This window comes from Mycobacterium sp. NGS48 (genome assembly GCF_059812585.1).
Genome location: NZ_JCALCY010000002.1, coordinates 323,718 through 345,145, shown reverse-complemented (window position 1 = coordinate 345,145; position 21,428 = coordinate 323,718). Strand labels below are relative to the sequence as shown.

Genomic DNA, 21,428 nt, shown 5'->3' with positions numbered 1-21,428 from the left:
GCGCGCTACTGTCGCAGTATGTCCCGCCTGCATCCCGGTTGGCTGGTTGCGCTGTTCGCGGCGGTGGTGTCGATCAGCACGTGGCTGCCGTGGTTGATGACTAGTGTCAACGGCGGCGGCCGGGCGAGCGCCATCGGTGGCAGCATGGGAAGCCTGGACCTGCCGCGCGGATTCGGGACGGGACAGCTGATCGTCTTGCTCTCCTCGACGCTGCTGGTGGCCGGCGCGATGGTCGGCCGCGGGCTGTCGGTCAAGCTGGCATCGGTTGCCGCGCTGATCCTTTCGCTGTTGATAGTGGCGTTGACGATGTGGTATTACGATGTGAATGTCAGTCCGCCGGTATCGGCGGCCTACGGGTTGTATGTCGGTTTCGTCGGCGCTGCGGGCGCGGTCATGTGTTCAGTGTGGGCATTGGCGTCGTCGCTCTATCGTGACCGGAGCCGTCGACCGCGCTGATCTGTGCACCTGCCAGCCGCTGGGCACACTGGTCGCAGCTCAACTCGCCGGTGAACGCCGCGCCACAAGCGCGATGGGTCAGCAGCACCGCCGGACCCTCGGGTGCGTGAAACCACTGCTGCCCGTAATGCAGTGCGGTGATCAGCACCGGGAAGAAGGCTCGTCCCTTTTCGGTGAGTTGGTAGCGAGCATTCTGCGGACCGTCCTGCCGCGACGTCGTCAGCACACCGGTCGCGCAGAATGTCTGCAGTCGGCCGGCCAACAGGGTGGGCGGTGCGCCGAGCTGGCACTGAAAGTCGGTGTAGCGGGTAGCGCCCAAGAACGTGCACACCAATAAGGCTGCCGACCAACGGTTTCCGAATACGCTCATGGTCTCGGGAAACAGCCCGGCCTGGGTCTGTCCGTTGCCGGCAGCCGTTCGGCGACGGGTCGCCGCCTCGGGCACCGACCGCGGCCACGAGCCGCTGGGGCCCCAGCGGACCGCCACCTGCTTCTCGGTCGCTACCTCGGCGCATGACCGGCACGTCAACAACGGTGCGAAATCAGCGCCACAGACGTGGTGGCGCATGTCGGGAAGCCGAGGGGTGTGCTGGGGCGACCAGCGCCGCTCCCATTCCCAAATCGACAGCAGCACCGGCCACAACGACCGGCCGCGTTCGGTGAGCTGATATTCGGCGCGGACCGGACGCGTCTGGTAGGCCATCCGGTTCAACAGCCCGTTCTGTGTCAGCGCCCGCAGCCGGTTGGTGAGAACCGAATTGGAGATCGGCAATCGCGCCATGAACTCGCCGTAGCGAGTCGCTCCCAATAGTGCCTGCTGGATGATCAGCAGCGTCCACTCGTCGCCGAGCAACCCCAGGATCCGGCCCACCGCGTTGGTGCCTCCGGGAGTTAGTGCGGTCGGCACCTACAATCCGATCGCTTCGGCTGCCGAGTCGACGGAATCCCAGCGCCGCAGCTGCGGCCCAGGCGCCCACGTGGAATGGGTGCCACTGGAAATACGCTCCGGCAGCAGGAGTTTGCATACCGGCCCATCGCTGAGCTGTGCGGCATCGAACACCAAACAGTAGGAGGCATCGGCGTTCATGTCGGTGATCAGCGTGACCAAATAGCCGTCGTCTTCACTGCCACCACCTGGGCGCGGCGCCATCGCGGTTTCGCTTCCATAGATGCCGTCACCAAACGCATAACGCTGCTCGCGGCCGGTAAGCACGTCGTGTTTGACCAGCCCGTCGAACAGGAACCAGCCGGGCTTACCGGTGGCGGCGTAGACATAGCGGTAGTCACGCGTGGCGTAATCGGCATTGATCATGCCGAATTCGGTGATCGTCTCCGACAGCTGTTCTTCTCGCACTGAACCGGTCACCAGGTTGAGCCGCCACCGGTGCAGCCGTGCCTGCATGCGGTCAAGGGCCAGAAAACGAAAGGCCCGTTGCCATTTGGTGCCGGTACCGGTGTCAGCCGGCTCGGGGTCGGCCTGGAAGAAGCCGTCCAGCACGATCTCGTCGCCGTCTTCGTAGGCGTTGACGAAATGCAGCACGAACGTCGGGTCGGCTTCGAACCATCGAATGTCAGCAGTGTGCCCGCGCCGCGGCAGCACCCCGAACCGCGACGGCATCTCGCGATGGAACCGCGCCACGTGTAGATCGCGGGCCAGCAGCTCGGGCTCCCAAAACAGCGGAAAATCGTTGAGAATGACATAGTTTTCGGTGAATGCCATGTCATGTGGCAGCCGCGGCCCGGGCAGTGGAACATCGACATAGTGCACCAGGTTGTTGTCCGCGTCGACGACCCCGTAGTGCATGTACGGGGCGCGCTTGCCATAGTTGAAGAACAGAAGTTCACCGGTCTTGGCGTCGACCTTGGGATGTGCCGACACTCCCCAGTCGAACGGAAAATGACCGCTCCACTGTGCTTTACCAAGGGTTTCGGCGGAGTACGGGTCGACCCGATACAGATCACCACACTGGTAAAAGCTGGTCAGCGCGGTCCCCCGGTGCACGATGACATCGGTGCTCGACGAGTCCTTCATCCTGCCCCGGGCGCCCCACCCGTCGTCGCGTCGGGCCAGCGACGGCGGCTCGGCCAAGCCCGGCCACAACGGTCCGCCGGCGTCGTTTTCGGCCAGGAAGCCATCGGTGCGGATGAAGCGGTTGCGGTAGAACGCTTTTCCCTCGCGGAAGCCCACGACGTGCAACATGGCGTCGCCGTCGAACGGGTGATATGTCTTCAACGCCGGATGCAGCGGATTTTCGGTATTGCGTAGATAAACACCGTCGAGATCGGCGGGGATCTCACCCTCGACAACGGTGAGGTCGTCGGCATCCCATTCGGTGCTCTGGGGTCGCCACGGACCGGTTCGGTACGGGTGGTCGTCGTCCTCGGGCAGCGTGGAAAGGAACTTGCCGACAATCTCGACGTCCACGTGATCAGCCTGCTGCCGCACTGACGACGAAGCTGACCGTGGTCGTGGTGCTACCGCCGAAGTTCAAGGTGGCGAAGGTTTTCGCGTTCTCGACCTGGTAGTCGTCGGCTGTTCCGCTGACCTGCCTGGCCGCGTCGACGAGCATCCGTATCCCGGATGCGCCGACGGGATGTCCGCCGCCGATCAGCCCGCCGCTGGGATTGACCGGCAGCCGGCCGCCGATTTCGAGTTCGCCGTTTTCGATGGCCTTCCACGATTCGCCGGGCCCGGTCAGGCCGATGTGGTCGATGGCCAGGTATTCGCTCGGTGTGAAGCAGTCGTGTACCTCGATGCCATCGAGGTCCTCGAGCGACACCGCTGCGCGGCCGAACGCATCAAGTGCGGCCGCCCGCACATGCGGCAGCACGTAGGGATTGTCGGCTGCGCGGTCCAGCTTTTGCCGCAGGCCCAACCCAATGGTGCGATGCCCCCATCCAACGATGCGGCCGAGGGGACGTGCGTTGGGATGCGCGCGCAGGTAGCGATCGGTGACCAGGATCAGTCCTGCTCCGCCGTCGGTCATCTGACTGCAGTCGAACCGTCGCAGCCGGCCTTCGATGACGGGATTGGACGCCTCGTCGTCGCTGATCGGATCGGGGACCGTCCAGTCGCGGGTTTGCGCATTGGGGTTTCGACGCGCGTTGGCGAAGTTGAGTTCTGCGATCGCGCGCAGATGGATGTCGTCCAAGCCGTAGCGGCGGTCATACTCGTCGGCGACCTGAGCGAACATCGACGGCCACAAAAATTTCGCCCCGACCCCTTCGTGTCCGGTCCAGGCGGCGGCGCCCAGGTGCTGGGCGGCGACGTCGCCGGGGACGGTCTTCTCCAACTCGACACCGAGGACCAGCGCGGTGTCGTAGTTGCCCGCGCGCAGATCGGCGATCGCCGCCAGCGTCGCCACGCTGCCCGATGCGCAGGCGGCTTCGTGGCGGGAGGCCGGCACGTCCCACAGCGACTCGCACACGCTGGCCGGCATCGCGCCGAGGTGGGCCTGCGCGGCGAACATCTCCCCGAATGCGTTGCCGACGTGAACCACGCCGATTTCGGACCCATCCACCTTGGCCGCAGCGAGCGTGGCGTTGACAACTTCGCTGGTCAGGTCAGCAAAGTCGAGACCTTCCTTGGTGAGGTTGCGTGCGAAGTCGCTCTGGTAGCCGCCGAGAATCCACAGGCCCGGGTCCATAACCCGCACGCTACTACAACTAAGAGAGTGACGTAAGCCCGTTCACGGAACGGCGGGCGCGTTGGGTTGACGGAGGAGACGGCCTCGTCGGCTCTCGGCTGAACCGACGAGACCTGAGCGGATGCGCCGGTCGACCGACATACCCGCCTGTTGCAAGAACATTGCCATTGGCGGCGATTGACAAACATGGCCATCGGTGGCTGGCCGAGACCACTCTGCGGGCCATCGACCCCTCGTGATGACCCGGCGCTGGCCAGCTTTAGACCCGATGATGCTGTGGCAGAAAGCTTTTGGGCACAGGTCGGGTGCGCACCCGTTGCGGCCACCAGAACCAGCGGCCCAGTAACGCGGCGATCGACGGCGTCATAAAGGAGCGCACCACCAAGGTGTCGAACAGCAGGCCCAGGCCGATCGTGGTGCCGACCTGACCGAGACCGCGCAGCTCGCTGACCACCATCGAGGACATCGTGAATGCGAACACCAGGCCGGCCGAGGTCACCACGGAGCCACTGCCGCCCATCGCCCGGATGATGCCGGTCTTGAGTCCGGCGTGGATCTCTTCTTTGAACCGCGCCACCAGCAGCAGGTTGTAGTCCGACCCGACCGCCAGCAGGATGATGAGCGCCATGGGCAGCACCCACCAATCCAGTTCAAGTCCGATGAGGTGCTGCCAGATGAGCACCGACAGGCCGAAGGCGCTACCCAGCGACAGCGTCACGGTGCCCACGATCACGGCGGCGGCGATGACGCTGCGGGTGATGATCAGCATGATGATGAAAATCAGGCACAGCGACGCGATCCCGACGATGAGCAGGTCATACATGGTGCCGGTGGCGAGGTCCTTGTACATGGCCGCCGCACCGCCGAGGTAGACCTTGGAGCCCTCCAACGGGGTGCCTTTGATGGCCTCGTGCACGGCATGTTTGACCGGTTCGACACGCGAGATGCCCTCCGTCGACATCGGTTCACCCTCGTGGGAAATGATCATCCGCACTGCATGGCCGTCGGGGGATAGGAACATCTTCAGCCCGCGCTTGAAATCGGGGTTGTCGAACGCTTCGGGCGGCAGATAGAAGGAGTCGTCGTTTTTGGCCTCGTCGAAGGCGTGGCCCATCGCCGACTGGTTTTTCATCATCTCTTCCATCTGATCCTGCAGCCCACCCATGGTCTGCTGCATGGTCAGCTGCATGACCCGCATGCTTTTCATGGTCTCGATCATCGGCGGCATCACCGTGAGCATCTGCGGGATCAGCGTGTCGAGGCGGTCCATGTCGGGCATCAGGTTCTGAATGTCATCGGTCATGATGTCGACGCTGTCGAACGCTTCGAGGACCGAGCGCAGCGACCAGCAGATCGGGATGTCATAGCAGTGCTTTTCCCAATAGAAATAGCTGCGGAACGGGCGCCACATGTCTTCGAAATCGGCCATGTGTTCTCGTAATTCCTGGATGTGCTCCTCTACTAAGTGCATCTTGGTGACCATGCTGTGGGTGGTCTCGGCTATGCCGCGGGTGATCTCGAGCATCTGTTCCATGCTGGTGATGGTGCGAGCCATGTCCTCACCCATCACCAGCATGTCTTTCATGCGGTCTTGCATGTACTGCATGTTCAGTTGCTGGGTGGTGCCCTGCATGCTGATCGCAAACGGGATCGACGCGTGGTTGATCGGGGTGCCCAGTGGCCGGGTGATGGCCTGCACGCGTCCGATGCCTGAGGTGCGGAAGACGGCCTTGGCGACCTTGTCGATGACCAGGAAGTCGGCGGGGTTGCGCATGTCGTGGTCGGTTTCGACCAGCAACAGATCCGGGTTCATCCGGGCCTGGGAGAAATGCCGATCGGCGGCGGCATACCCCTCATTGGCCGGAAGATCGGCCGGCAGGTATTTGCGATCGTTGTAGCCGGCCTTGTAACCGGGCAAGGTGATCAGCCCGACCAGCGAGACCAGCACCGTCGCGACCAACACCGGTCCCGGCCAGCGCACCACGGCCGCGCCGATCTTGCGCCAACCCCGAATCCGCATCGCCCGCTTGGGTTCCAGCAGCCCGAACCGACTGGCCACTACCACGACCGCGGCACCCAGGGTCATCGCGGCGGCGACAGTCACGAGCATGCCGATGGCCAACGGGACACCCAGCGTCTGGAAGTAGGGCATCCGGGTGAAGCGCAGGCAGAACGTCGCGCCGGCGATCGTCAGCCCCGACCCCAGGATCACATGACTGGTCCCGCGATACATCGTGTAGAACGCATTCTCCCGATCCTCGCCGGCGCTACGCGCCTCCTGATATCGGCCGATCAGGAAGATCGCGTAGTCCGTCGAGGCCGCGATCGCCAGCATCACCAACAGATTGGTCGCGAACGTCGAGAGTCCAATCAGGTTGTGGTAGGCCAGGAAAGCGACGAAGCCGCGGGTAGCCGCGAGGTTCAGGAAGACCGTCGCCAGCATTAACAGCACCGTGGCGATGGACCGGTAGAAGTACAGCAACATGCTGGTGATCACCAGAAAGGTGAGCCCGGTGATCAGCTGGAGGCTGCGGTCCCCGGCAATGTTCTGGTCAGCTTGCAGCGGAGCATCGCCGGTCACGTAGGCGTCGACGCCAGGCGGCGCGGGCGTCTTCTTGATGATGTCCTGAACGGCTTTGACCGACTCGTTGGCCAGGCTCTCACCCTGGTTGCCCGCGAGATAGACCTGGACGTAGGCGGCCAGGCCGTCGGGGCTTTGCGAGCCGGCCGCGGTCAGCGGATCGCTCCAGAAGTCCTGGACGTTCTGGACGTGTTTAGTGTCCGCGCGCAGTTGGGCGACCAATTGGTTGTAGTAGTCATGGGCCGCGTCGCCCAGTGGCTGCTGACCCTCCAGCACGATCATCGCCGAACTGTCGGAGTCGAACTCTTTGAAGACCTTGCCGACACGCTTGATAGCGATCATCGACGGCGCGTCCTGGGGATTCATCGACACTGTGCGCATCTGTCCCACCACTTCCAGCTGGGGGACGACGACATTCAGCAGCACCGTGACCGCCACCCACGCGAGGATGACCGGCACCGCCAACCGGTGGATCCACAGCGGCAAGCGCTCCCGCACCGCCTGAACCGGGGCAGGCAGGGCGTCGGTCGGCGCCTCGGTGACGTCGGCGCTCATGCGGGCTCCACCAGGCAGAAGGTCAGGGCGTTCACGCCGCTCGAGATCCTCTCTTCGTTGAAGCCACCGTAGCTAAGCCCCAAGGATCAACCGAAGCAATACATGGCGATGAGTGCCCCAGGCAGGATTCGAACCTGCGACCTACCGCTTAGGAGGCGGTTGCTCTATCCCCTGAGCTACTGGGGCGGGGGACGTCTTCGAATACCTGACTAAAACCCTGGCGAGGCGCGATTTCAGCGGCTTCTTGGACATCCTGGTGCCGTGGTCGGCGTCGCGACGGCGGGCGTCGTGTTGTCGAGTACGGCGGGTGTGAGTGTATCGGGCATGACGATGGACACGCGACGTCTGGGCGTGCGTGGTCGGCGTTGAGTGACGCTCGTCGTGGTGGCGGGCTTAGGCGGCTCCCTGGTCGGGTTGTCGTCGTCGGTGCAGGTAGGCCGCGATGGCGTTGCGGCCCAAGGCGAATCCGATCATGACGGTGAGTTGGCGCAGCGCGCTATAGGCGATCATGCGGCCGCCGTAGAGAGTGCGGTCGAGGGTGTTGTTGAGGCTTTCGGAGTCTTCGCGCCAGCCATAACAGCGGTCGTAGACGCTGGCCCCGTCGTCGGTTTTGACGTGTTGGCGCAGGTGTTCGGCGCGGTTGTAGCCGCGGCTGCGGTCGGCTTCGGTGGTGTCGATACGTTCGCGGTGCACGGTGCCGCACGAGGGGGTGGCGAACTCGATATACCAGCGGTAGCTGGTGTCGGCGTTGCGGCGCGGGTAGATCTTGGCGACGGGGCAGGGCTGCAAGTGTTTGTCCCCGGTGTCGAGGACCTGCCGCTCGCAGATACGGCCGTCGGCGGTCCACAGGTCGTGGGTATCGCCGCAGGCGCAGTCGAGGCGGGTCAGGGCGGTGGGCTTACGGGTGCCGTCGTGGATGGGTGAGAGCACCGTCAGGCCCTGTTTCATGGTGTGGTCGATGTGGGTGCCGCGGAATGCGCCGTCGTAGCAGACGCCGTCGCAGCGAACGTCGGGATCGGCGACGACGCGGTCGATCATGTCGGTGGCGATGCGAGCTTCACCGCCGTAGCCCTTGCCCGCCGGCACGGCGTCGACATCGAGGATGATCCGGTTGTTGCGGATGGCGTCGGGGCGGGTGCTGAGCATGGTGAATTTGGTACCGTATCGGAACTCCTTGTCGCTTTCGCCGTTTTGCACCTCGATGCCGGCGTTGACGCGACGTCCGCCCTTCTCGGCCCACTTGTCGGCGGTGGACTTGCGAACCGGTGCGGCTACGACGGTGCCATCGCCGACGATGTATTGCCCGCGGGCGGGGTTGGTGTGGGATACCGCAGCGGCGGGGTCCAGGCAGCCGATCTCGATGGCCAACCGGCGGGCAAAAGGCCGGAACGCGTCGACTAGCTCGTTGGCGTGCTCGTCGAGCAGGTGTTGGGCGTAGTTGTGGTGCCATCGCTGCGGTGGGCGGCGCTGCGCGGTGGGTGCCCCGTGCTTGGCGGCGTGATGGCGGATCGAGCGCCAGTAGGCGGGGTGGGCCATAGCGCGGGCGGCCTTGCTGTGCGAACCGAGTACCCCGGCCAGCGCCTTGTGCAGCAGGTGCACCCAGGGCGGGTAGTGCGGGAGCCGACCTGGGGTGCCGGGCTCATGGACGGGCAGGGTGGCGGCGAGTCGATAGATGAGTTCGCTGGACGCGACGGCTTCGATGGTGTCGATCTCGAGCAGGGTGAGATCCATCGGGGTCTCGATCCTGTGCAGCTGACTCTGCCCGATCCGCTTGGCGCCGTAGGCGTCGGCCTGGTTGGACGTGGCGGGTTTGCGGCTCACGGCCGATCACCCGACTCGTGCCAGTGGTAGCCGATCAGGGCCGCAGTGGTGTCCAGCGACGACGAGCCGATGCGGTGGGCGGCGTCTTCGATACGGCCGGTGCGGTCGAATTCGAGGCGGCCGGCATAAGCGGTCAGCGATGCGGGGCGGATGCCGGGGTCCTGGGAAAGCCCGGCGCGGGAAAGGATGTCGCGCACGGTGACGCATACACGGGCTTGTTTGTGGGCGTCGCTGCCGCCGGCGCCGGTGCACAACACCGGCGACGAGGCCGACGTAGGTAGTGGGCCGGTGATGTGGTCGGCGCGCTCGGTGAGCACCCGCAGCGACCAGTTGTCCAGCGGCAGGACGCGGGGTCGGTGCTTGTATGACCCGTGCGCCCACACAGTCGCGGCCTGAGCGTCGAGGTCGGTGGCGGTGATGTGTCCCAGCTCGGAGGTGTGCGCGCCGGCCAGAAGCAGCGCGGCGGTGGCGGCATGTCGCGTCGGGGTGCCGTGTTCGGCGAACAGCCGCACCAGGGCGGACTCGTCGTGCGACAGGGGGCGCCGTACCGAGGATTGGCGAGCGGGAACGTCGATGTCGGTGGTGGGGTCATCGAGAGCCAACTGCAGCCGGCGGGCGGTGCGGTAGAACGCCCGAAGTGCGGCGCGCCGGTTGTGCATAGTCGCCACCGCCGCCCCCGACACGCTGCCGTGGCGGGTGCGTCCTTTGGCGGCAACGAATTTCGTGACCAGCGCCGCATCGACCGTGGCCAGCGTGGTGATGTCATGGGCGGCGGCGAACCGGGCGAACCGGCACAGCAGCAACCCGAACTTGTCCAGGGTCTGCGCGGCCAGCGCGCCGTCATCGATCCAGGCGCCGATCACCGCGTGCACGGCCGTCTCCAGGCTGCCGTCAGCCATGGCGGGCCCCCAACACAACGGCAGCGCCAGCTGCTCGCCGGCGCTCACCAAGGCCCGGCGCCTTCGATGACCGGTTGCGCATGCCGCCTCCCTCTGCATCGGTGCATGTATGCACCATTTGAGCAGAGGGGTCCGACAAGTCGCGTCGATGCGACGGCACTGGCGGTTATCGTGGGCGCATGCCGCGCAGCAACGCCGACCAGCCCCCGGTGGCCTACGTGGCCACTGGGACCTGGCCGGAGGCCGAACTGGTCGCCGATGCCCCGCCATCGGCGTCCGCCGCGCAGCACCTGGCGCGTGCGCTGCGCTTTGCGATGGCCGAGACCGCGACGGGCCAGCGCGCACTGGCCACCGCTAGCGGGGTCGCCCATACCACGATCGGGCGCATCCTGGCCGGCACGGTGCTCTGCGACATCGGCTCGCTGGCCCGCCTGGAAGACGCCCTGGGTCGGGCGCTCTGGCCCAAGCATGGCCCCACTCCGAACCGCCGCCGTGTGACCCGGCGAGCGACCGCCTAACCCAATGCCGTCCGTCACATGAGGCAGGTTACATCCCTGTGATTCGATTGCGCCCGTACCGCAACGGCGTGTTGCGCTTGACTCGTGTTCCAGGTTCCAGAAGACTGGGTCTCGCGCGCGCACGCGCGCACGCGTCAGCGTAGCCGGGAAGTGGGTGGCAGGACATGGTGAAGACGCCGAGGTCGTTGATCGACCTGATTGATGTCGCCGTGAAGAGGCATGGCGGTGCGTCGGGACGTCGACTGGCGGAACTCGCGCAGGGCGCAGGTCACGATATCTCGCACGCCACGCTCAACCGGCTGCGGCAGGGCACCTACGCCACCCGGGCCTCGGATGCCTCGATCCGAGCGATCGCCTATCTGGCCGACGTCTCGGAGAACACCGCATTCGCCGCAGCGGAGGTGAGGGCCCCGGCCCCGGTCGCCTACCAGCCGCCTTCCGAAGCCCAGCGGATGAGCACCCGGCAACGCAAGGCGCTCGATGAGTTGATCCGCGCATTCGCCACCGATGAGACCCCGGCCGCCACCGGGGTCGACTTCGGCCGGTTGCTGGCTGCGCGGGAAAACCTGCACGCCGCGCTGGCCAGCGCCGCAGAGCACGAGGGCCCCGAGCGGCTTGCGGCCGCAGCCCAAGACGCAGTGGCACGCATCGACGAGGTCATCGACGCGCTGTTCGCCGCGTCGGCCGACCAGGACGCACCCGATGGCGCACCATGGTCACAACTCACTGAACGACAGGAGGACAGCGGTCCAGCACACGCAGTCGGATAGGCCCGCACGGCGCGCGACAAGAGGGGCGGTGTTGTGATTCCGGAGTTGGACTCATCGCACGGGTTGCTGCCACCTGGCCGATATCGCGCAACCCGAGACGAGGTGCATCAGCGTTTCGTCGACGGGCGCAGCGCACACCGGCAACGGTTATGGCAGGACTGGGAGTGTGCGACAAATGTGCTGCGCCGGCACGTGCACGTCAACGCCGCGTGGCTCTACGGGCAGTTCCTCTCCAATGACCCAGACCCGGAAGTGGTGTCGTGCGTGTATTGGGCCGAGGACCTCGAGCTGGCCAAGGCGCACCTGAACCCGGCCAGCATCAAACTCCTGCAAGCCTTCGCGCAACGCGGTAAGGTCCGCCGCACCCTCGGAGTGCAGGTGGACACGCAACTCGTCGCCTGGCATTGCCAGCCCGACACCAGCACCGACGACCGCTACCTACCCGACTACCTGCAACTGCGAGGCCAAGTGGATGATTACCTCCAGCGAATGCATTCCGGCCCACGGGGATCGCAACCGGCACGTCAAGACGCGCTACCTCGCCAAGGCTATGTGGAGGTGATCGTCGATGACTACCAGTGAGGACGACATCGACCGGATGGAAGCCACCCTCCTGGCGGCGATGGCCGACGACGACGCACCCACCTGGACAACGCCGGATGACCTGTCCCGAATCAGCGTCGAGGGGCTAATCGCCGCCGACACCCTGGGCCGCACGCTGGCGTCGCACGGCAGCATCCGCATCACCGGCGACGGGGTCAGCGGATCGGCAGCGCGGGTGGCCGATGTTGCACGGGTCATGACCGGCTTCCAGCGGCTGGCCACCGCGGTCGGTGCCGCCCACCAGGGCGACAAGACACTGGAGCGCCAACCCAACGCCCTTGTGCGTCGCCGCACCGACCTGTTGCTCACTGCCTCACCGGGGCGCGGGTCCATCATCTTGGCGTTTACGCCGGCCAGCTCGCCGATTATCGAAACCGGACACGGGGACGGCAAGGTCGGCATGTTCGCCGAGCTCGAAACCGACGATCAGCTGCTCGACACCGCGATCGGCGCCACGATTGACGTGTTCGCCGCCGGCAACGACATCGGCCCCGACCCCGCCGACTCACTGTTCGTGCAACAACTCGGCCAGATGGGGCCCCGCACCGCCTCGGCGCTACGTGATCTGTCCAAGACCCTGGACCGGGCTCGATTCGACGTCGAAATCGACTGGCGGCAACCCGCTCGCGCCACCCGCCGGGTAGCGGTGTCCGCGGCCGCCGCCGCCCACATCGCCACCACCGTGGAAAACGCCAACCTCGACGAACAGCCAGTGCAGCTCGTCGGCGAATACCTCACCGTCAGCTCCGTGCAATCCTGGCTAATCCGCCAAGAAGACGGGGAAACCGTCACCGTCAAACGCGGCCAACTCGGCGTAGATGACGTCCGCGGATTCGGACTCGGCATGCGGGTACGCGTCGACGCGATCATGAAAACCGAAACCACCCCCGGTGGCGCCGTGAAAACCACCTACACCGCTCAAGCCGTTCACCGTTTCGATGATGAGCCCGGCTGAGCCGTTCACGATCCTTCGCGAAATGGGTATCGTTTATCAACTGCGCCGCTTTCCGCACTAGCTCGGGTACGTATTCTCGGTATTGCCACAGCCGCCTAGGATCTCTTCCACCTCACCATTTTCGCCGGGTGGTCAAACCATCGGCGCTGGGTGTGTGCGTCCCCTGCGTGTGGCACGTTGGCGCGCAGCAGCATCAGCTGCCAGACCAGACATCGCTTCAGATCTTGCGATCGCCGTGCACAGCTTCCTATCACCCGCTGGTCCATCAGCTGCTGTCTGACAAATAATCCCTAGCCCTAGCCACGCTGCGGTTTCGCGAGCGCAGGCCGGCGATGGCGTGCCAGCCGACTACCACGGCGACCGGCGCGGCAGCCACCAACAACAGTGGTAATGGACCCAGGCTGTCGACCTGGTGGGCCAACCAGCCCTGTATTTCGCTGGCCGCGTTGACTACCGGGTCATCGGCGCCTGCGCCGGTGAAGTGTAGCCGGATTTCGTAGTACCCGTAATAGGTTACGTAGAGTCCGGTCAACAGCACGATAACGCCGGCGATGCGGCCCACGTAGGGCAGAATCCGGCGAAACGCCGCGGCGGCCGACGAGCCGGCTACCGCGACCGCCAGCGCCGCCACCCCCACAGTGACGCTCATGCCGGCTGCGTAGGCCAGGAACGCCAGCACACCCGAGAGCATCGACCCTTGCTTGAATGTCGTGCTGACGACAGCGAGAAACGGTGCGATCGTACAGGATAGCGAAGCGGTTGCGTAGCCTACGCCGTAGCCGTACATGGAACCCAGCCGTGCGGTAGGTGCACCGCCCGCCAACTTGGGCAACAGAATGCTGAGGTCCTTGCCGGCCAGTAGCCAAAATGCCATCGCGACCAGCGCAACACCGATGGCCACGGTGGCAAAGGGCAGGTACTTTCCCGCCGAGGCAATCACCGGTGAGATCGCCAGGCCAAAAATGCCGAACACCGTCAGAAATCCGAGCGCCATCGTCACCGTGGCCGCAGCTGCGCGGGCCAGCGCCGCGCCCCGCGACGCGTCTTGGCTACCGGCGATCACTAAGCCCAAATAGCCGGGCAGGAACGCGAACCCGCACGGGTTGAGCGCGGCGACCAGCCCAGCGCCCAGGGCGAAACTCAGCGCCGCGGTGTCGATCATTTGGCGACAAGCCTGTGGACTCGCTCGGTCAACTGTGCTTCGGGGAGCGTGCCCTTCACGACGTCGATGCTGGCGTCTGAACTGACGAACGCGTACGCGGGTTGTTGCGTCACACCGAATTTCGCCCACACTGCCGCATCGGTATCGGCCAGCTGAGCGAGCCCGGCCATACGGTATTTGTCGACGAACTCGCGCATGGCGGGCACATCGGCCCGTGCGGCCACCCCGACGAACGTCACCGCGGGATTAGCCGCGGCAACCTTGGCCACCGTCGAGGCTTCGCGTTGACACGCCGGACACCATGGCGCCCAGAACCACAGCACCGCCGGTTTGCCCAGCAGGCTTTCACCAGAAAACGGTTGACCGGCCAGGGTTTCGGCGGTGAACTGCAGCTGAGCCGGCGCGGAGGGGTCGCCGGCGGGTGTAACCAGGCCCGGCTCGGCTGTTAGCTGCGAACCACACGCTGCGACGACGATCGCTGCGGCGGCAAGTAGGGCGCTGAGCCGGCGGGGCATGGCGGTTCCTTCCGGTCGGGCGGGTGGTTGGAGCGACAGGGATAATGCTCGCTCTACTATCTACGTACCTAGATAGTAGAACATGGTCGCGCTGGGACGTCGACCTCAGCCGTGGGTGAGCCAGCGCAGGTACTCGTGCGGGCCTGACAACTCCAGGCGGTGCCATAGCACGCTGGTCGGTAATGCCTGGCTGGTATGGTGGCCCACTGCCTCATATTGTCGCCGCCGGTCTACCGGGACGACCAGATCGATGTCTGCCAGCGAATGCCCAATGAACGATGTGTGGTGCTCGCGGTTGAGCGCTTCGGCGACGGCGACAGGCAGCGTCCAACCCAGCACCGGCAGACCAGTATTGGTTGCAGCGGCGTGCGCTGCAGCGGTGGCCTGCTGATGGTCGGGGTGGCCGGTGACACCGCTCGGGTCGAACACCAGCAAACCACGGGGGTCGACCCTTTGTGCGAAGTCGACAACACGGGTTCCCAATTCAGCGGGCGGCGTGTCGGAAAGTCGGCCGTCAGGGTAGCTCAGCAGCTCAACTGTCGACACGCCGAGAACCTCGGCGGCGCTCGCCAGTTCGACGCCCCGAACCTCGCTCAACTCGCCGGCCACGCCGTGCAATGTTGACGCCTCGCCGCGGGTCAGACACAGCACAGCCAGCCGTGCGCCGCGGTCGGCGAACGCAGACAGGATCGCGCCCAAACCGAACGACTCGTCGTCGGGATGGGCAACCACCGCCAGAACGGATCCCCATCTGGGAAGTTCCGTGCTTGTCATGGCTGGGTCGCCGATGCGGGGCATGGCTCGTACGGCAGATACCTCGGTGTTAGTGCTCATCGCACCTCATTCCCTTTCCATAAATTGCGACCGACCTGGCTGCGTACTGCCGCGGTCTCGCGCCCGCTGGCCTCGCCGTGGCGGCCGAGGTGCGCTTCGGCGCGCATCCGTTCGACCATGTGCGGGTAGTGCAGCTCGAAGGCGGGGCGCTCGGAGCGGATACGGGGCAGCTCGGTGAAGTTGTGCCGCGGCGGCGGGCAACTGGTGGCCCACTCCAGTGAGTTGCCGTAGCCCCACGGGTCGTCGACGGTGGCCACCTCGCCGTAGCGCCAGCTTTTGAAGACGTTCCACACGAAGACGATCATCGACACGCCGAGGATGAACGATCCGATGGTGGAGACGATGTTGAGGCCCTGGAAGCCGTCGGTGGGCAGATAGTCGGCGTAGCGGCGCGGCATGCCGGCATTGCCCAGCCAGTGCTGCACCAAAAACGTGGTGTGAAACCCGATGAAGGTCAGCCAGAAGTGCAGCTTGCCCAACCGCTCATCCAGTAGCCGCCCGGTCATCTTCGGAAACCAAAAGTAGACACCGGCGAAGGTGGCGAACACGATGGTGCCGAACAGCGTGTAGTGGAAGTGCGCCACCAAGAAGTAGGTGTCGTGGACATGGAAGTCCAGTGGGGGGCTGGCGATGATCACCCCGGTCAGGCCGCCGAGTAGGAAGGTCACGGCGAAGCCGACCGAGAACAGCATCGGCGTGTCGAAGGTTAGCTGGCCCTTCCACATGGTGCCGATCCAGTTGAAGAATTTGATCCCGGTCGGCACCGCGATCAAATACGAGGTGATGGTGAAAAACGGCAGCAGTACCGCACCGGTGGCGAACATGTGGTGCGCCCACACCGCCGTCGACAGTCCCGCGATGGCCATCGTCGCGTAGACCATGGTGGTGTAGCCGAACAGCGGTTTGCGGCTGAACACCGGGAAGATTTCGGTGACGATGCCGAAGAACGGCAGCGCGACGATGTAGACCTCGGGGTGGCCGAAAAACCAGAACAGGTGCTGCCACAGGATCGGCCCGCCATTGGCCGGGTCATAGATGTGGCCGCCGAGGTGTCGGTCGTAGGCCAGGCCGACCAACGCCGAGGTCAGCACTGGAAAAGCCGACAGGACCATGATCGAGGTGATCAAGATGTTCCAGGTGAAGATCGGCATCCGAAACATCGTCATACCGGGCGCGCGCATGCACACCACCGTGGTGATCATGTTGACCGCCCCCAAGATGGTGCCCAGACCCGATACGACGAGGCCCATAATCCACAGATCAGACCCGGCCCCGGGGGAGTGCACGGTGTCGCTGAGTGGGGTGTAGCCGGTCCAGCCGAAGTCGGCGGCCCCGCCGGGGGTGATGAAGCCGGCTACCACGATGGCGGCGCCGAAGGCGAACAGCCAAAACGAGAACGCGTTGATCCGCGGGAACGCCACGTCTGGGGCACCGATCTGCAGCGGCAGCACCAGGTTGGCGAAACCGAACACGATCGGGGTCGCATACAGCAGCAACATGATGGTGCCGTGCATGGTGAACAGCTGGTTGTACTGCTCGTTGGACAAGAACTGCAGCCCCGGCGCTGCGAGCTCGGCGCGCATCAACAATGCCATCAGGCCGCCGATGAAAAACAGCGCGTAGCAAGTGATCACGTACATCATCCCGATCAGCTTGTGATCGGTCGTTGTCACCAGCTTGTAGACCAGATTGCCCTTCGGGCCCAGCCGGGGCGGAAACGGCCGGTGGGCTTGTAGCGGTGCGGCCTGCGGTGCTTCAGCGGTCATGGTCCACTCCATTTCCGGGGCGCTTCGACGTGGGACATACCCGCAGGGGGATAGTCGCTAACGTGGCGGCCGGTGGGGTTGCTGTGCGGTGGTGTCGCAGCAAGTGCACCGTCGGTTGGCCGGTACGGATCTCATGACGGCATCGGCGTGCTGGCCGCAGCCCGCCCAGGTGGTTTTGCCGCAGTAAGAGCAGGGCACGGATAACACATCAAGGCTCCAGTCGTGGGTGATAGGTGGGCTGTTATCTGTTGGACGCCTTGAGTCGGCCGATCAGGTCTTTTAGCGCCGCTGGGCGCATCGCCCCGGGCTGGCTGTAGACAAGGACACCGTCGCGAAACGCCATCGCGGTGGGCACGGATCGAATACCGGACCTTGCGGTCAGCTCCGGCTCAGCGTCGGTGTCGACCTTGGCGTGCACGACGTCGGGATGGTCTTGAGCCGACTGCTCAAAGACTGGCGCGAAGGTCCGGCACGGGCCACACCACGGGGCCCAAAAGTCGACCAGCACGATTGGGCTGACCTGGATCGTCGATTCGAAATCGGCGTGGGTGAGGGCTTTTACCGGCACCGCAGCCCTCCTTTCGGCCTTGTTGAAAAAGACAACCCAGTCTCACGGTTTCGCGGCTCATTGCGGCGAGCCCGATGTCGCGCCGACGCGTGCGTCGGCGAATTCACAGAAGGCGTCGTATGCGCGGGCGCCGTATATGGTGGCCGGCCCGCCATGCATGAGGAACGCGACCCCAATGGCTTCGGCGGCTTCTTCTTTGGAGGCGCCGGCGCGGGCAGCACCCTTGGTGTGTGAGGCGATGCAGCCGTCGCATCCGGCCACGACACCGATAGCCACCGCGATGAGCTCTTTGAACTTTGTGTCCAACGCGCCGGAAGTCAGCGCGGCGTTGCTCATCTGTGCGAAGCCCTTGTAGACCTCGGGGATCTTCTCGCGCAGCGCCCGGTGCTGCGGGTTCAGCTCGTTGAGTACGTCGTGGTAGTGGTTATGTTCGCTCATGACCCGTTATGATACCGATACCCGTATCGGTATTCAACCCGGTCAGGGTCATGACGCTCAGATACCCCCTAGGGTAGTATCGGGTGCTTACAGGACTTTCAGGAATGGAGGAGTCAATGATCGGCGACGAGGACACCATCACTGCGGTGCTCAACCGGTTGCGTCGCGCGCAGGGTCAGCTCGCCGGGGTGATCGCCATGATCGAGCAGGGCCGCGACTGCAAAGATGTCGTCACCCAGCTCGCGGCGGTCTCCCGCGCCCTTGACCGGGCCGGCTTCAAGATCGTGGCGTCGGGTCTGCGGGACTGCATCAGCGAGAGCAGGTCGGGCGATGCGCCACGGTTGACCGAGGCCGAGCTGGAAAAGCTGTTTTTGGCCCTGGCCTAAGCGATCCCGCGGACAGACCATTAAAGGAACTGACAAGGAGGGTTGTCATGCAAGACCAGATGTCGACCGAACGAGGCGTGTTCGGGATACCCAAGCCGCACGGGTGGCCCATCGAGCGGATCGTGAGTCTCGTCGCCGGGGCTATGGTGCTGGCAACCCAGCTCGCGCAGGCCGTGTGGCCTGCGCAGTCGGGGCGGCTGCGGTTCCTCGCCGGATGGGTGGGCGCGAACTTGCTGCTCAACGCAGCAGTGGGCTGGTGTCCGCTAAGTGCGCTGCTGCACCGTGCAGGGGTTTTGACGGCCGCCGAGCGGGAGGCCAACTACTACATGACGTAGTAGTATAAGTCGTATAGCTCGGGAGGTGGCCGATGAACACCCTTGATGTTTCCCGGTGGCAGTTCGGCATCACCACCGTCTACCACTACATCTTCGTGCCGCTGACCATCGGTTTGGCGCCGCTGGTGGCGGTGATGCAGACGGTGTGGACGATCACCGATAACCCTGCGTGGTATCGGCTGACCAAGTTCTTCGGCAAGCTGTTTTTGATCAACTTCGCGCTGGGGGTGGCGACCGGCATCGTGCAAGAATTCCAGTTCGGCATGAACTGGAGTGAGTACTCCCGGTTCGTCGGCGACGTGTTCGGTGCCCCGCTGGCCATGGAGGGTCTGGCGGCTTTTTTCTTCGAGTCCACCTTCATCGGGTTGTGGATCTTCGGGTGGGGCCGGTTGCACCGCTGGGTGCATCTGGCCTGCATCTGGATCGTGGCGGTCGCGACCAACGTGTCGGCGTTTTTCATCATCGCGGCCAACTCGTTCATGCAGCACCCGGTCGGCGCGCACTACAACCCCGAAACGGGCCGTGCTGAGTTGGACAGCATCTTGGCGTTGTTCACCAATAACACTGCGCAAGCAGCGGTTTCACACGCTATCGGCGGGGCATTCCTCACCGCGGGAGCGTTTGTTGCGGCGGTGTGCGCATGGTGGATGGTCCGATCCCGAAACGGGCGTGCCGCCGGCGCGGGCACCGACACCACCGCAGCGCAAACCGACGCCGGCAGCATGTATCGCCCGGCGACCATCCTGGGCTGCTGGGTGGCACTGGCCGCGGCGGTGGGGTTGTTGTTCACCGGCGACATCCAGGGCAAGCTGATGTTCGTCCAGCAGCCGATGAAAATGGCATCCGCGGAAACGTTATGCGACACCGAAACCGACCCGCCTTTATCGATCCTGACCATCGGGACACAGAACAATTGCGGCCACCTCCACCGCGTTATCGACATGCACTACGCGCTGTCGTTTTTGGCCAAAGGACGGTTCAGCGACGTGCACCTGGAGGGTGTGCGCGACATCGAACAGAACTACGAGCAGCGCTTCGGGCCGAACGACTACCGGCCCAACCTGTTCGTCACCTACTGGTCGTTTCGGGCGATGATCGGGCTGCTGGCCGTGCCGGTGCTGTTCGCTCTGATCGCGCTGTGGCTGACCCGCGGCGGCAGGACCCCGAACCGGCGGTGGTTTTCCTGGTTTGCGCTGCTGACCATCCCCACGCCGTTCTTGGCCAACATCGCGGGATGGGTTTTCACCGAGATGGGCCGCCAACCATGGATCGTCGCCCCCAACCCGACCGGCGACCAGCTGATCCGTCTCACTGTCGCCGACGGTGTGTCGAGTCACTCACCCGGGATGGTGGTCACCTCCCTGGTGATGTTCACCCTGGTCTACGGCGTGCTGGCGGTCATCTGGTTCCGGCTGCTGCAACGCTACGTCGTCGAAGGCCCGCAGGAGCACGACGCCGAACTCGCCCCGCCGGCTCCGCCCGGTAGCGACGAGGTGGCGCCGCTGTCATTCGCCTACTGATTGCCCGTCAGTCTCGGAAGGAGGTAGACGCGATGGCGCTGCAAGAACTGTGGTTCGGTCTGGTGGCGGTGCTGTTTCTCGGGTTCTTCATCCTGGAGGGCTTCGATTTCGGGGTGGGCATGCTGATGGAGCCGTTCGGCCGGGCCGGCACCGGCGACATCGAGTCGCATCGCCGTGCGGCGCTGAACACCATCGGCCCGGTCTGGGACGGCAACGAGGTCTGGCTGATCACCGCCGGTGGCGCGATGTTCGCGGCGTTTCCGGGCTGGTATGCAAGCGTGTTCTCGGCGCTGTACCTGCCGCTGCTGGTGATCCTGGTCGGGATGATCGTGCGGGCGGTCGCCATCGAGTGGCGCGGCAAGATCGACGACCCGAAGTGGCGGGCCCGGGCTGACGTCGGTATCGCCGCTGGGTCGTGGCTGCCCGCGGTGCTGTGGGGCGTGGCGTTCGCGGTGCTGGTGCGCGGGCTTCCGGTGGACGCCGACCACCGTGTCCACCTGTCGGTCGCTGATGTGCTCAACCCCTACACGCTGGTGGGTGGGCTGGCCACCGGCGGGTTGTTTTTGCTGTACGGCGCGGTGTTTGTGGCGCTGAAAACCGCCGGCGCGATCCGCGACGACGCGCTGCGGTTCGCGGCGTGGTTGTCGGCACCGGTGACCGCGCTGGTTGCCGGGTTCGGGTGGTGGACCCAACTGGCCTACGGCAAGACGTGGACCTGGCTGGTGCTGGCCGTCGCGGTCATCGCCCAGGTGGCGGCGGTGGCGTTGGTGTGGCGCCGCGGCTCTGACGGCTGGGCATTCTTGTCGACCGCGGTGGTGGTGGCTGCGGTGGTGATCCTGCTGTTCGCTGCGCTGTATCCCAACCTGGTGCCTTCCACGCTCAACCCGGCCTGGAGCCTGACGATCTATAACGCGTCGTCGACCCCTTACACGTTGAAGATCATGACGTGGGCGGCGGTGGTCTTCGCCCCGTTGGCGATGACCTACCAGGGTTGGACGTATTGGGTGTTCCGGCAGCGGATCTCGGCCGAGCGGATACCCCCGTCGACCGGCCTTTCGAGGCACCCGTCTTGAGCGGAAGCGGTTCGTCAGCCCAAGCA

The 21,428-nt window shown here is 64.9% G+C and carries 22 protein-coding genes and 1 tRNA gene; 9 read left to right on the top strand and 14 right to left on the bottom strand.

Translation table 11 applies throughout. The features are described from left to right. Positions 1 to 18: 18 nt before the first annotated feature. Positions 19 to 456 (top strand): hypothetical protein, encoded by a 438-nt coding sequence (locus AC5Y42_RS05305; protein ID WP_499896335.1) that lies wholly within the window; start codon positions 19 to 21, stop codon positions 454 to 456. Here the strand turns inward: AC5Y42_RS05305 and AC5Y42_RS05300 are convergent. From AC5Y42_RS05300 to AC5Y42_RS05270, 7 genes are all read right to left on the bottom strand, one after another. After that, on the bottom strand, positions 392 to 1,363 hold the full coding sequence (locus AC5Y42_RS05300) for a winged helix-turn-helix transcriptional regulator (RefSeq protein ID WP_499896333.1): 972 nt from the start codon (positions 1,361 to 1,363) through the stop codon (positions 392 to 394). The genes AC5Y42_RS05305 and AC5Y42_RS05300 overlap by 65 nt on opposite strands. Next, entirely contained in the window at positions 1,364 to 2,881 is a 1,518-nt protein-coding gene (locus AC5Y42_RS05295) for a carotenoid oxygenase family protein (protein WP_499896332.1), read from the bottom strand. 4 nt (positions 2,882 to 2,885) lie between these two features. Beyond that, the gene (locus AC5Y42_RS05290; RefSeq protein WP_499896330.1) at positions 2,886 to 4,103 is read right to left on the bottom strand and encodes an acetyl-CoA acetyltransferase; all 1,218 of its coding nucleotides are present in this window, start codon (positions 4,101 to 4,103) and stop codon (positions 2,886 to 2,888) included. 259 nt (positions 4,104 to 4,362) lie between these two features. Next, a complete protein-coding gene (locus AC5Y42_RS05285; protein WP_499896329.1) occupies positions 4,363 to 7,239 on the bottom strand; it encodes an MMPL/RND family transporter in 2,877 nt (958 codons plus the stop codon). A 113-nt stretch (positions 7,240 to 7,352) separates the two neighbouring features. After that, positions 7,353 to 7,425, bottom strand: a tRNA-Arg gene (locus AC5Y42_RS05280). Positions 7,426 to 7,632: 207 nt separating this feature from the next. Then, complete coding sequence (locus AC5Y42_RS05275) at positions 7,633 to 9,060, bottom strand: hypothetical protein (protein WP_499896328.1); 1,428 nt, start codon at positions 9,058 to 9,060, stop codon at positions 7,633 to 7,635. Further along, positions 9,057 to 10,007, bottom strand: a complete 951-nt coding sequence (locus tag AC5Y42_RS05270; protein WP_499896327.1) for a site-specific integrase — start codon at positions 10,005 to 10,007, stop codon at positions 9,057 to 9,059. The genes AC5Y42_RS05275 and AC5Y42_RS05270 overlap by 4 nt, the downstream gene beginning before the upstream one ends. Before the next feature lie 131 nt (positions 10,008 to 10,138). On the opposite strand from AC5Y42_RS05270, the gene AC5Y42_RS05265 reads away from it, so the two are divergent. The 4 genes from AC5Y42_RS05265 (at position 10,139) to AC5Y42_RS05250 (ending at position 12,805) form a co-directional block, all read left to right on the top strand. Then, entirely contained in the window at positions 10,139 to 10,477 is a 339-nt protein-coding gene (locus tag AC5Y42_RS05265) for a helix-turn-helix domain-containing protein (protein ID WP_499896325.1), read from the top strand. Between the two features lie 164 nt (positions 10,478 to 10,641). After that, positions 10,642 to 11,247: a hypothetical protein gene (locus tag AC5Y42_RS05260; protein WP_499896324.1), complete on the top strand. Its 606-nt coding sequence runs from the start codon at positions 10,642 to 10,644 to the stop codon at positions 11,245 to 11,247. A gap of 33 nt (positions 11,248 to 11,280) precedes the next feature. Then, positions 11,281 to 11,829 (top strand): DUF6932 family protein, encoded by a 549-nt coding sequence (locus AC5Y42_RS05255; protein ID WP_499896323.1) that lies wholly within the window; start codon positions 11,281 to 11,283, stop codon positions 11,827 to 11,829. Then, positions 11,816 to 12,805, top strand: a complete 990-nt coding sequence (locus AC5Y42_RS05250; protein ID WP_499896321.1) for a hypothetical protein — start codon at positions 11,816 to 11,818, stop codon at positions 12,803 to 12,805. The genes AC5Y42_RS05255 and AC5Y42_RS05250 overlap by 14 nt, the downstream gene beginning before the upstream one ends. A gap of 265 nt (positions 12,806 to 13,070) precedes the next feature. Here the strand turns inward: AC5Y42_RS05250 and AC5Y42_RS05245 are convergent, their stop codons facing one another. The 7 genes from AC5Y42_RS05245 to AC5Y42_RS05215 form a co-directional block, all read right to left on the bottom strand. After that, positions 13,071 to 13,967 carry a cytochrome c biogenesis CcdA family protein gene (locus tag AC5Y42_RS05245; protein WP_499896320.1) on the bottom strand — a complete coding sequence of 299 codons (897 nt, stop codon included), beginning with the start codon at positions 13,965 to 13,967 and terminating at the stop codon, positions 13,071 to 13,073. Continuing rightward, a complete protein-coding gene (locus tag AC5Y42_RS05240; protein ID WP_499896319.1) occupies positions 13,964 to 14,482 on the bottom strand; it encodes a redoxin domain-containing protein in 519 nt (172 codons plus the stop codon). The genes AC5Y42_RS05245 and AC5Y42_RS05240 overlap by 4 nt, the downstream gene beginning before the upstream one ends. A gap of 105 nt (positions 14,483 to 14,587) precedes the next feature. Further along, complete coding sequence (locus tag AC5Y42_RS05235; RefSeq protein WP_499896779.1) at positions 14,588 to 15,256, bottom strand: PIG-L family deacetylase; 669 nt, start codon at positions 15,254 to 15,256, stop codon at positions 14,588 to 14,590. A gap of 56 nt (positions 15,257 to 15,312) precedes the next feature. Then, on the bottom strand, positions 15,313 to 17,082 hold the full coding sequence (gene ctaD / locus AC5Y42_RS05230; protein WP_499896318.1) for an aa3-type cytochrome oxidase subunit I: 1,770 nt from the start codon (positions 17,080 to 17,082) through the stop codon (positions 15,313 to 15,315). A 57-nt stretch (positions 17,083 to 17,139) separates the two neighbouring features. Next, entirely contained in the window at positions 17,140 to 17,280 is a 141-nt protein-coding gene (locus AC5Y42_RS05225; protein ID WP_499896777.1) for a DUF8730 family Cys-rich protein, read from the bottom strand. A gap of 43 nt (positions 17,281 to 17,323) precedes the next feature. After that, positions 17,324 to 17,650 carry a thioredoxin gene (trxA, locus tag AC5Y42_RS05220; RefSeq protein ID WP_499896317.1) on the bottom strand — a complete coding sequence of 109 codons (327 nt, stop codon included), beginning with the start codon at positions 17,648 to 17,650 and terminating at the stop codon, positions 17,324 to 17,326. A gap of 57 nt (positions 17,651 to 17,707) precedes the next feature. Beyond that, complete coding sequence (locus AC5Y42_RS05215; RefSeq protein WP_499896315.1) at positions 17,708 to 18,088, bottom strand: carboxymuconolactone decarboxylase family protein; 381 nt, start codon at positions 18,086 to 18,088, stop codon at positions 17,708 to 17,710. Positions 18,089 to 18,204: 116 nt separating this feature from the next. Here AC5Y42_RS05215 and AC5Y42_RS05210 point away from each other — a divergent pair, with 116 nt between their 5' ends. From AC5Y42_RS05210 to cydB, 4 genes are read left to right on the top strand one after another with little or no spacing between them, the layout of a single operon-like run. Continuing rightward, positions 18,205 to 18,474, top strand: a complete 270-nt coding sequence (locus AC5Y42_RS05210) for a metal-sensitive transcriptional regulator (RefSeq protein WP_499896776.1) — start codon at positions 18,205 to 18,207, stop codon at positions 18,472 to 18,474. A gap of 47 nt (positions 18,475 to 18,521) precedes the next feature. Further along, positions 18,522 to 18,809, top strand: coding sequence for a YgaP family membrane protein (locus tag AC5Y42_RS05205; protein ID WP_499896314.1), 288 nt, complete (start codon positions 18,522 to 18,524; stop codon positions 18,807 to 18,809). A 32-nt stretch (positions 18,810 to 18,841) separates the two neighbouring features. Next, complete coding sequence (locus AC5Y42_RS05200) at positions 18,842 to 20,329, top strand: cytochrome ubiquinol oxidase subunit I (RefSeq protein WP_499896313.1); 1,488 nt, start codon at positions 18,842 to 18,844, stop codon at positions 20,327 to 20,329. Between the two features lie 32 nt (positions 20,330 to 20,361). Further along, positions 20,362 to 21,402: a cytochrome d ubiquinol oxidase subunit II gene (gene cydB, locus AC5Y42_RS05195; RefSeq protein WP_499896312.1), complete on the top strand. Its 1,041-nt coding sequence runs from the start codon at positions 20,362 to 20,364 to the stop codon at positions 21,400 to 21,402. Positions 21,403 to 21,428: the final 26 nt, after the last annotated feature.

Excerpts from the sequence above, each read along its gene's own strand:
- AC5Y42_RS05305 (WP_499896335.1), top strand. The coding sequence starts at position 19 with ATGTCCCGCCTGCATCCCGGTTGGCTGGTTGCGCTGTTCGCGGCGGTG.
- AC5Y42_RS05290 (WP_499896330.1), bottom strand. The coding sequence starts at position 4,103 with ATGGACCCGGGCCTGTGGATTCTCGGCGGCTACCAGAGCGACTTCGCA.
- AC5Y42_RS05285 (WP_499896329.1), bottom strand. The coding sequence starts at position 7,239 with ATGAGCGCCGACGTCACCGAGGCGCCGACCGACGCCCTGCCTGCCCCG.
- AC5Y42_RS05265 (WP_499896325.1), top strand. The coding sequence starts at position 10,139 with ATGCCGCGCAGCAACGCCGACCAGCCCCCGGTGGCCTACGTGGCCACT.
- AC5Y42_RS05260 (WP_499896324.1), top strand. The coding sequence starts at position 10,642 with ATGGTGAAGACGCCGAGGTCGTTGATCGACCTGATTGATGTCGCCGTG.
- AC5Y42_RS05250 (WP_499896321.1), top strand. The coding sequence starts at position 11,816 with ATGACTACCAGTGAGGACGACATCGACCGGATGGAAGCCACCCTCCTG.
- AC5Y42_RS05245 (WP_499896320.1), bottom strand. The coding sequence starts at position 13,967 with ATGATCGACACCGCGGCGCTGAGTTTCGCCCTGGGCGCTGGGCTGGTC.
- AC5Y42_RS05240 (WP_499896319.1), bottom strand. The coding sequence starts at position 14,482 with ATGCCCCGCCGGCTCAGCGCCCTACTTGCCGCCGCAGCGATCGTCGTC.
- AC5Y42_RS05235 (WP_499896779.1), bottom strand. The coding sequence starts at position 15,256 with ATGACAAGCACGGAACTTCCCAGATGGGGATCCGTTCTGGCGGTGGTT.
- ctaD (WP_499896318.1), bottom strand. The coding sequence starts at position 17,082 with ATGACCGCTGAAGCACCGCAGGCCGCACCGCTACAAGCCCACCGGCCG.
- AC5Y42_RS05215 (WP_499896315.1), bottom strand. The coding sequence starts at position 18,088 with ATGAGCGAACATAACCACTACCACGACGTACTCAACGAGCTGAACCCG.
- AC5Y42_RS05210 (WP_499896776.1), top strand. The coding sequence starts at position 18,205 with ATGATCGGCGACGAGGACACCATCACTGCGGTGCTCAACCGGTTGCGT.
- AC5Y42_RS05205 (WP_499896314.1), top strand. The coding sequence starts at position 18,522 with ATGCAAGACCAGATGTCGACCGAACGAGGCGTGTTCGGGATACCCAAG.
- AC5Y42_RS05200 (WP_499896313.1), top strand. The coding sequence starts at position 18,842 with ATGAACACCCTTGATGTTTCCCGGTGGCAGTTCGGCATCACCACCGTC.
- cydB (WP_499896312.1), top strand. The coding sequence starts at position 20,362 with ATGGCGCTGCAAGAACTGTGGTTCGGTCTGGTGGCGGTGCTGTTTCTC.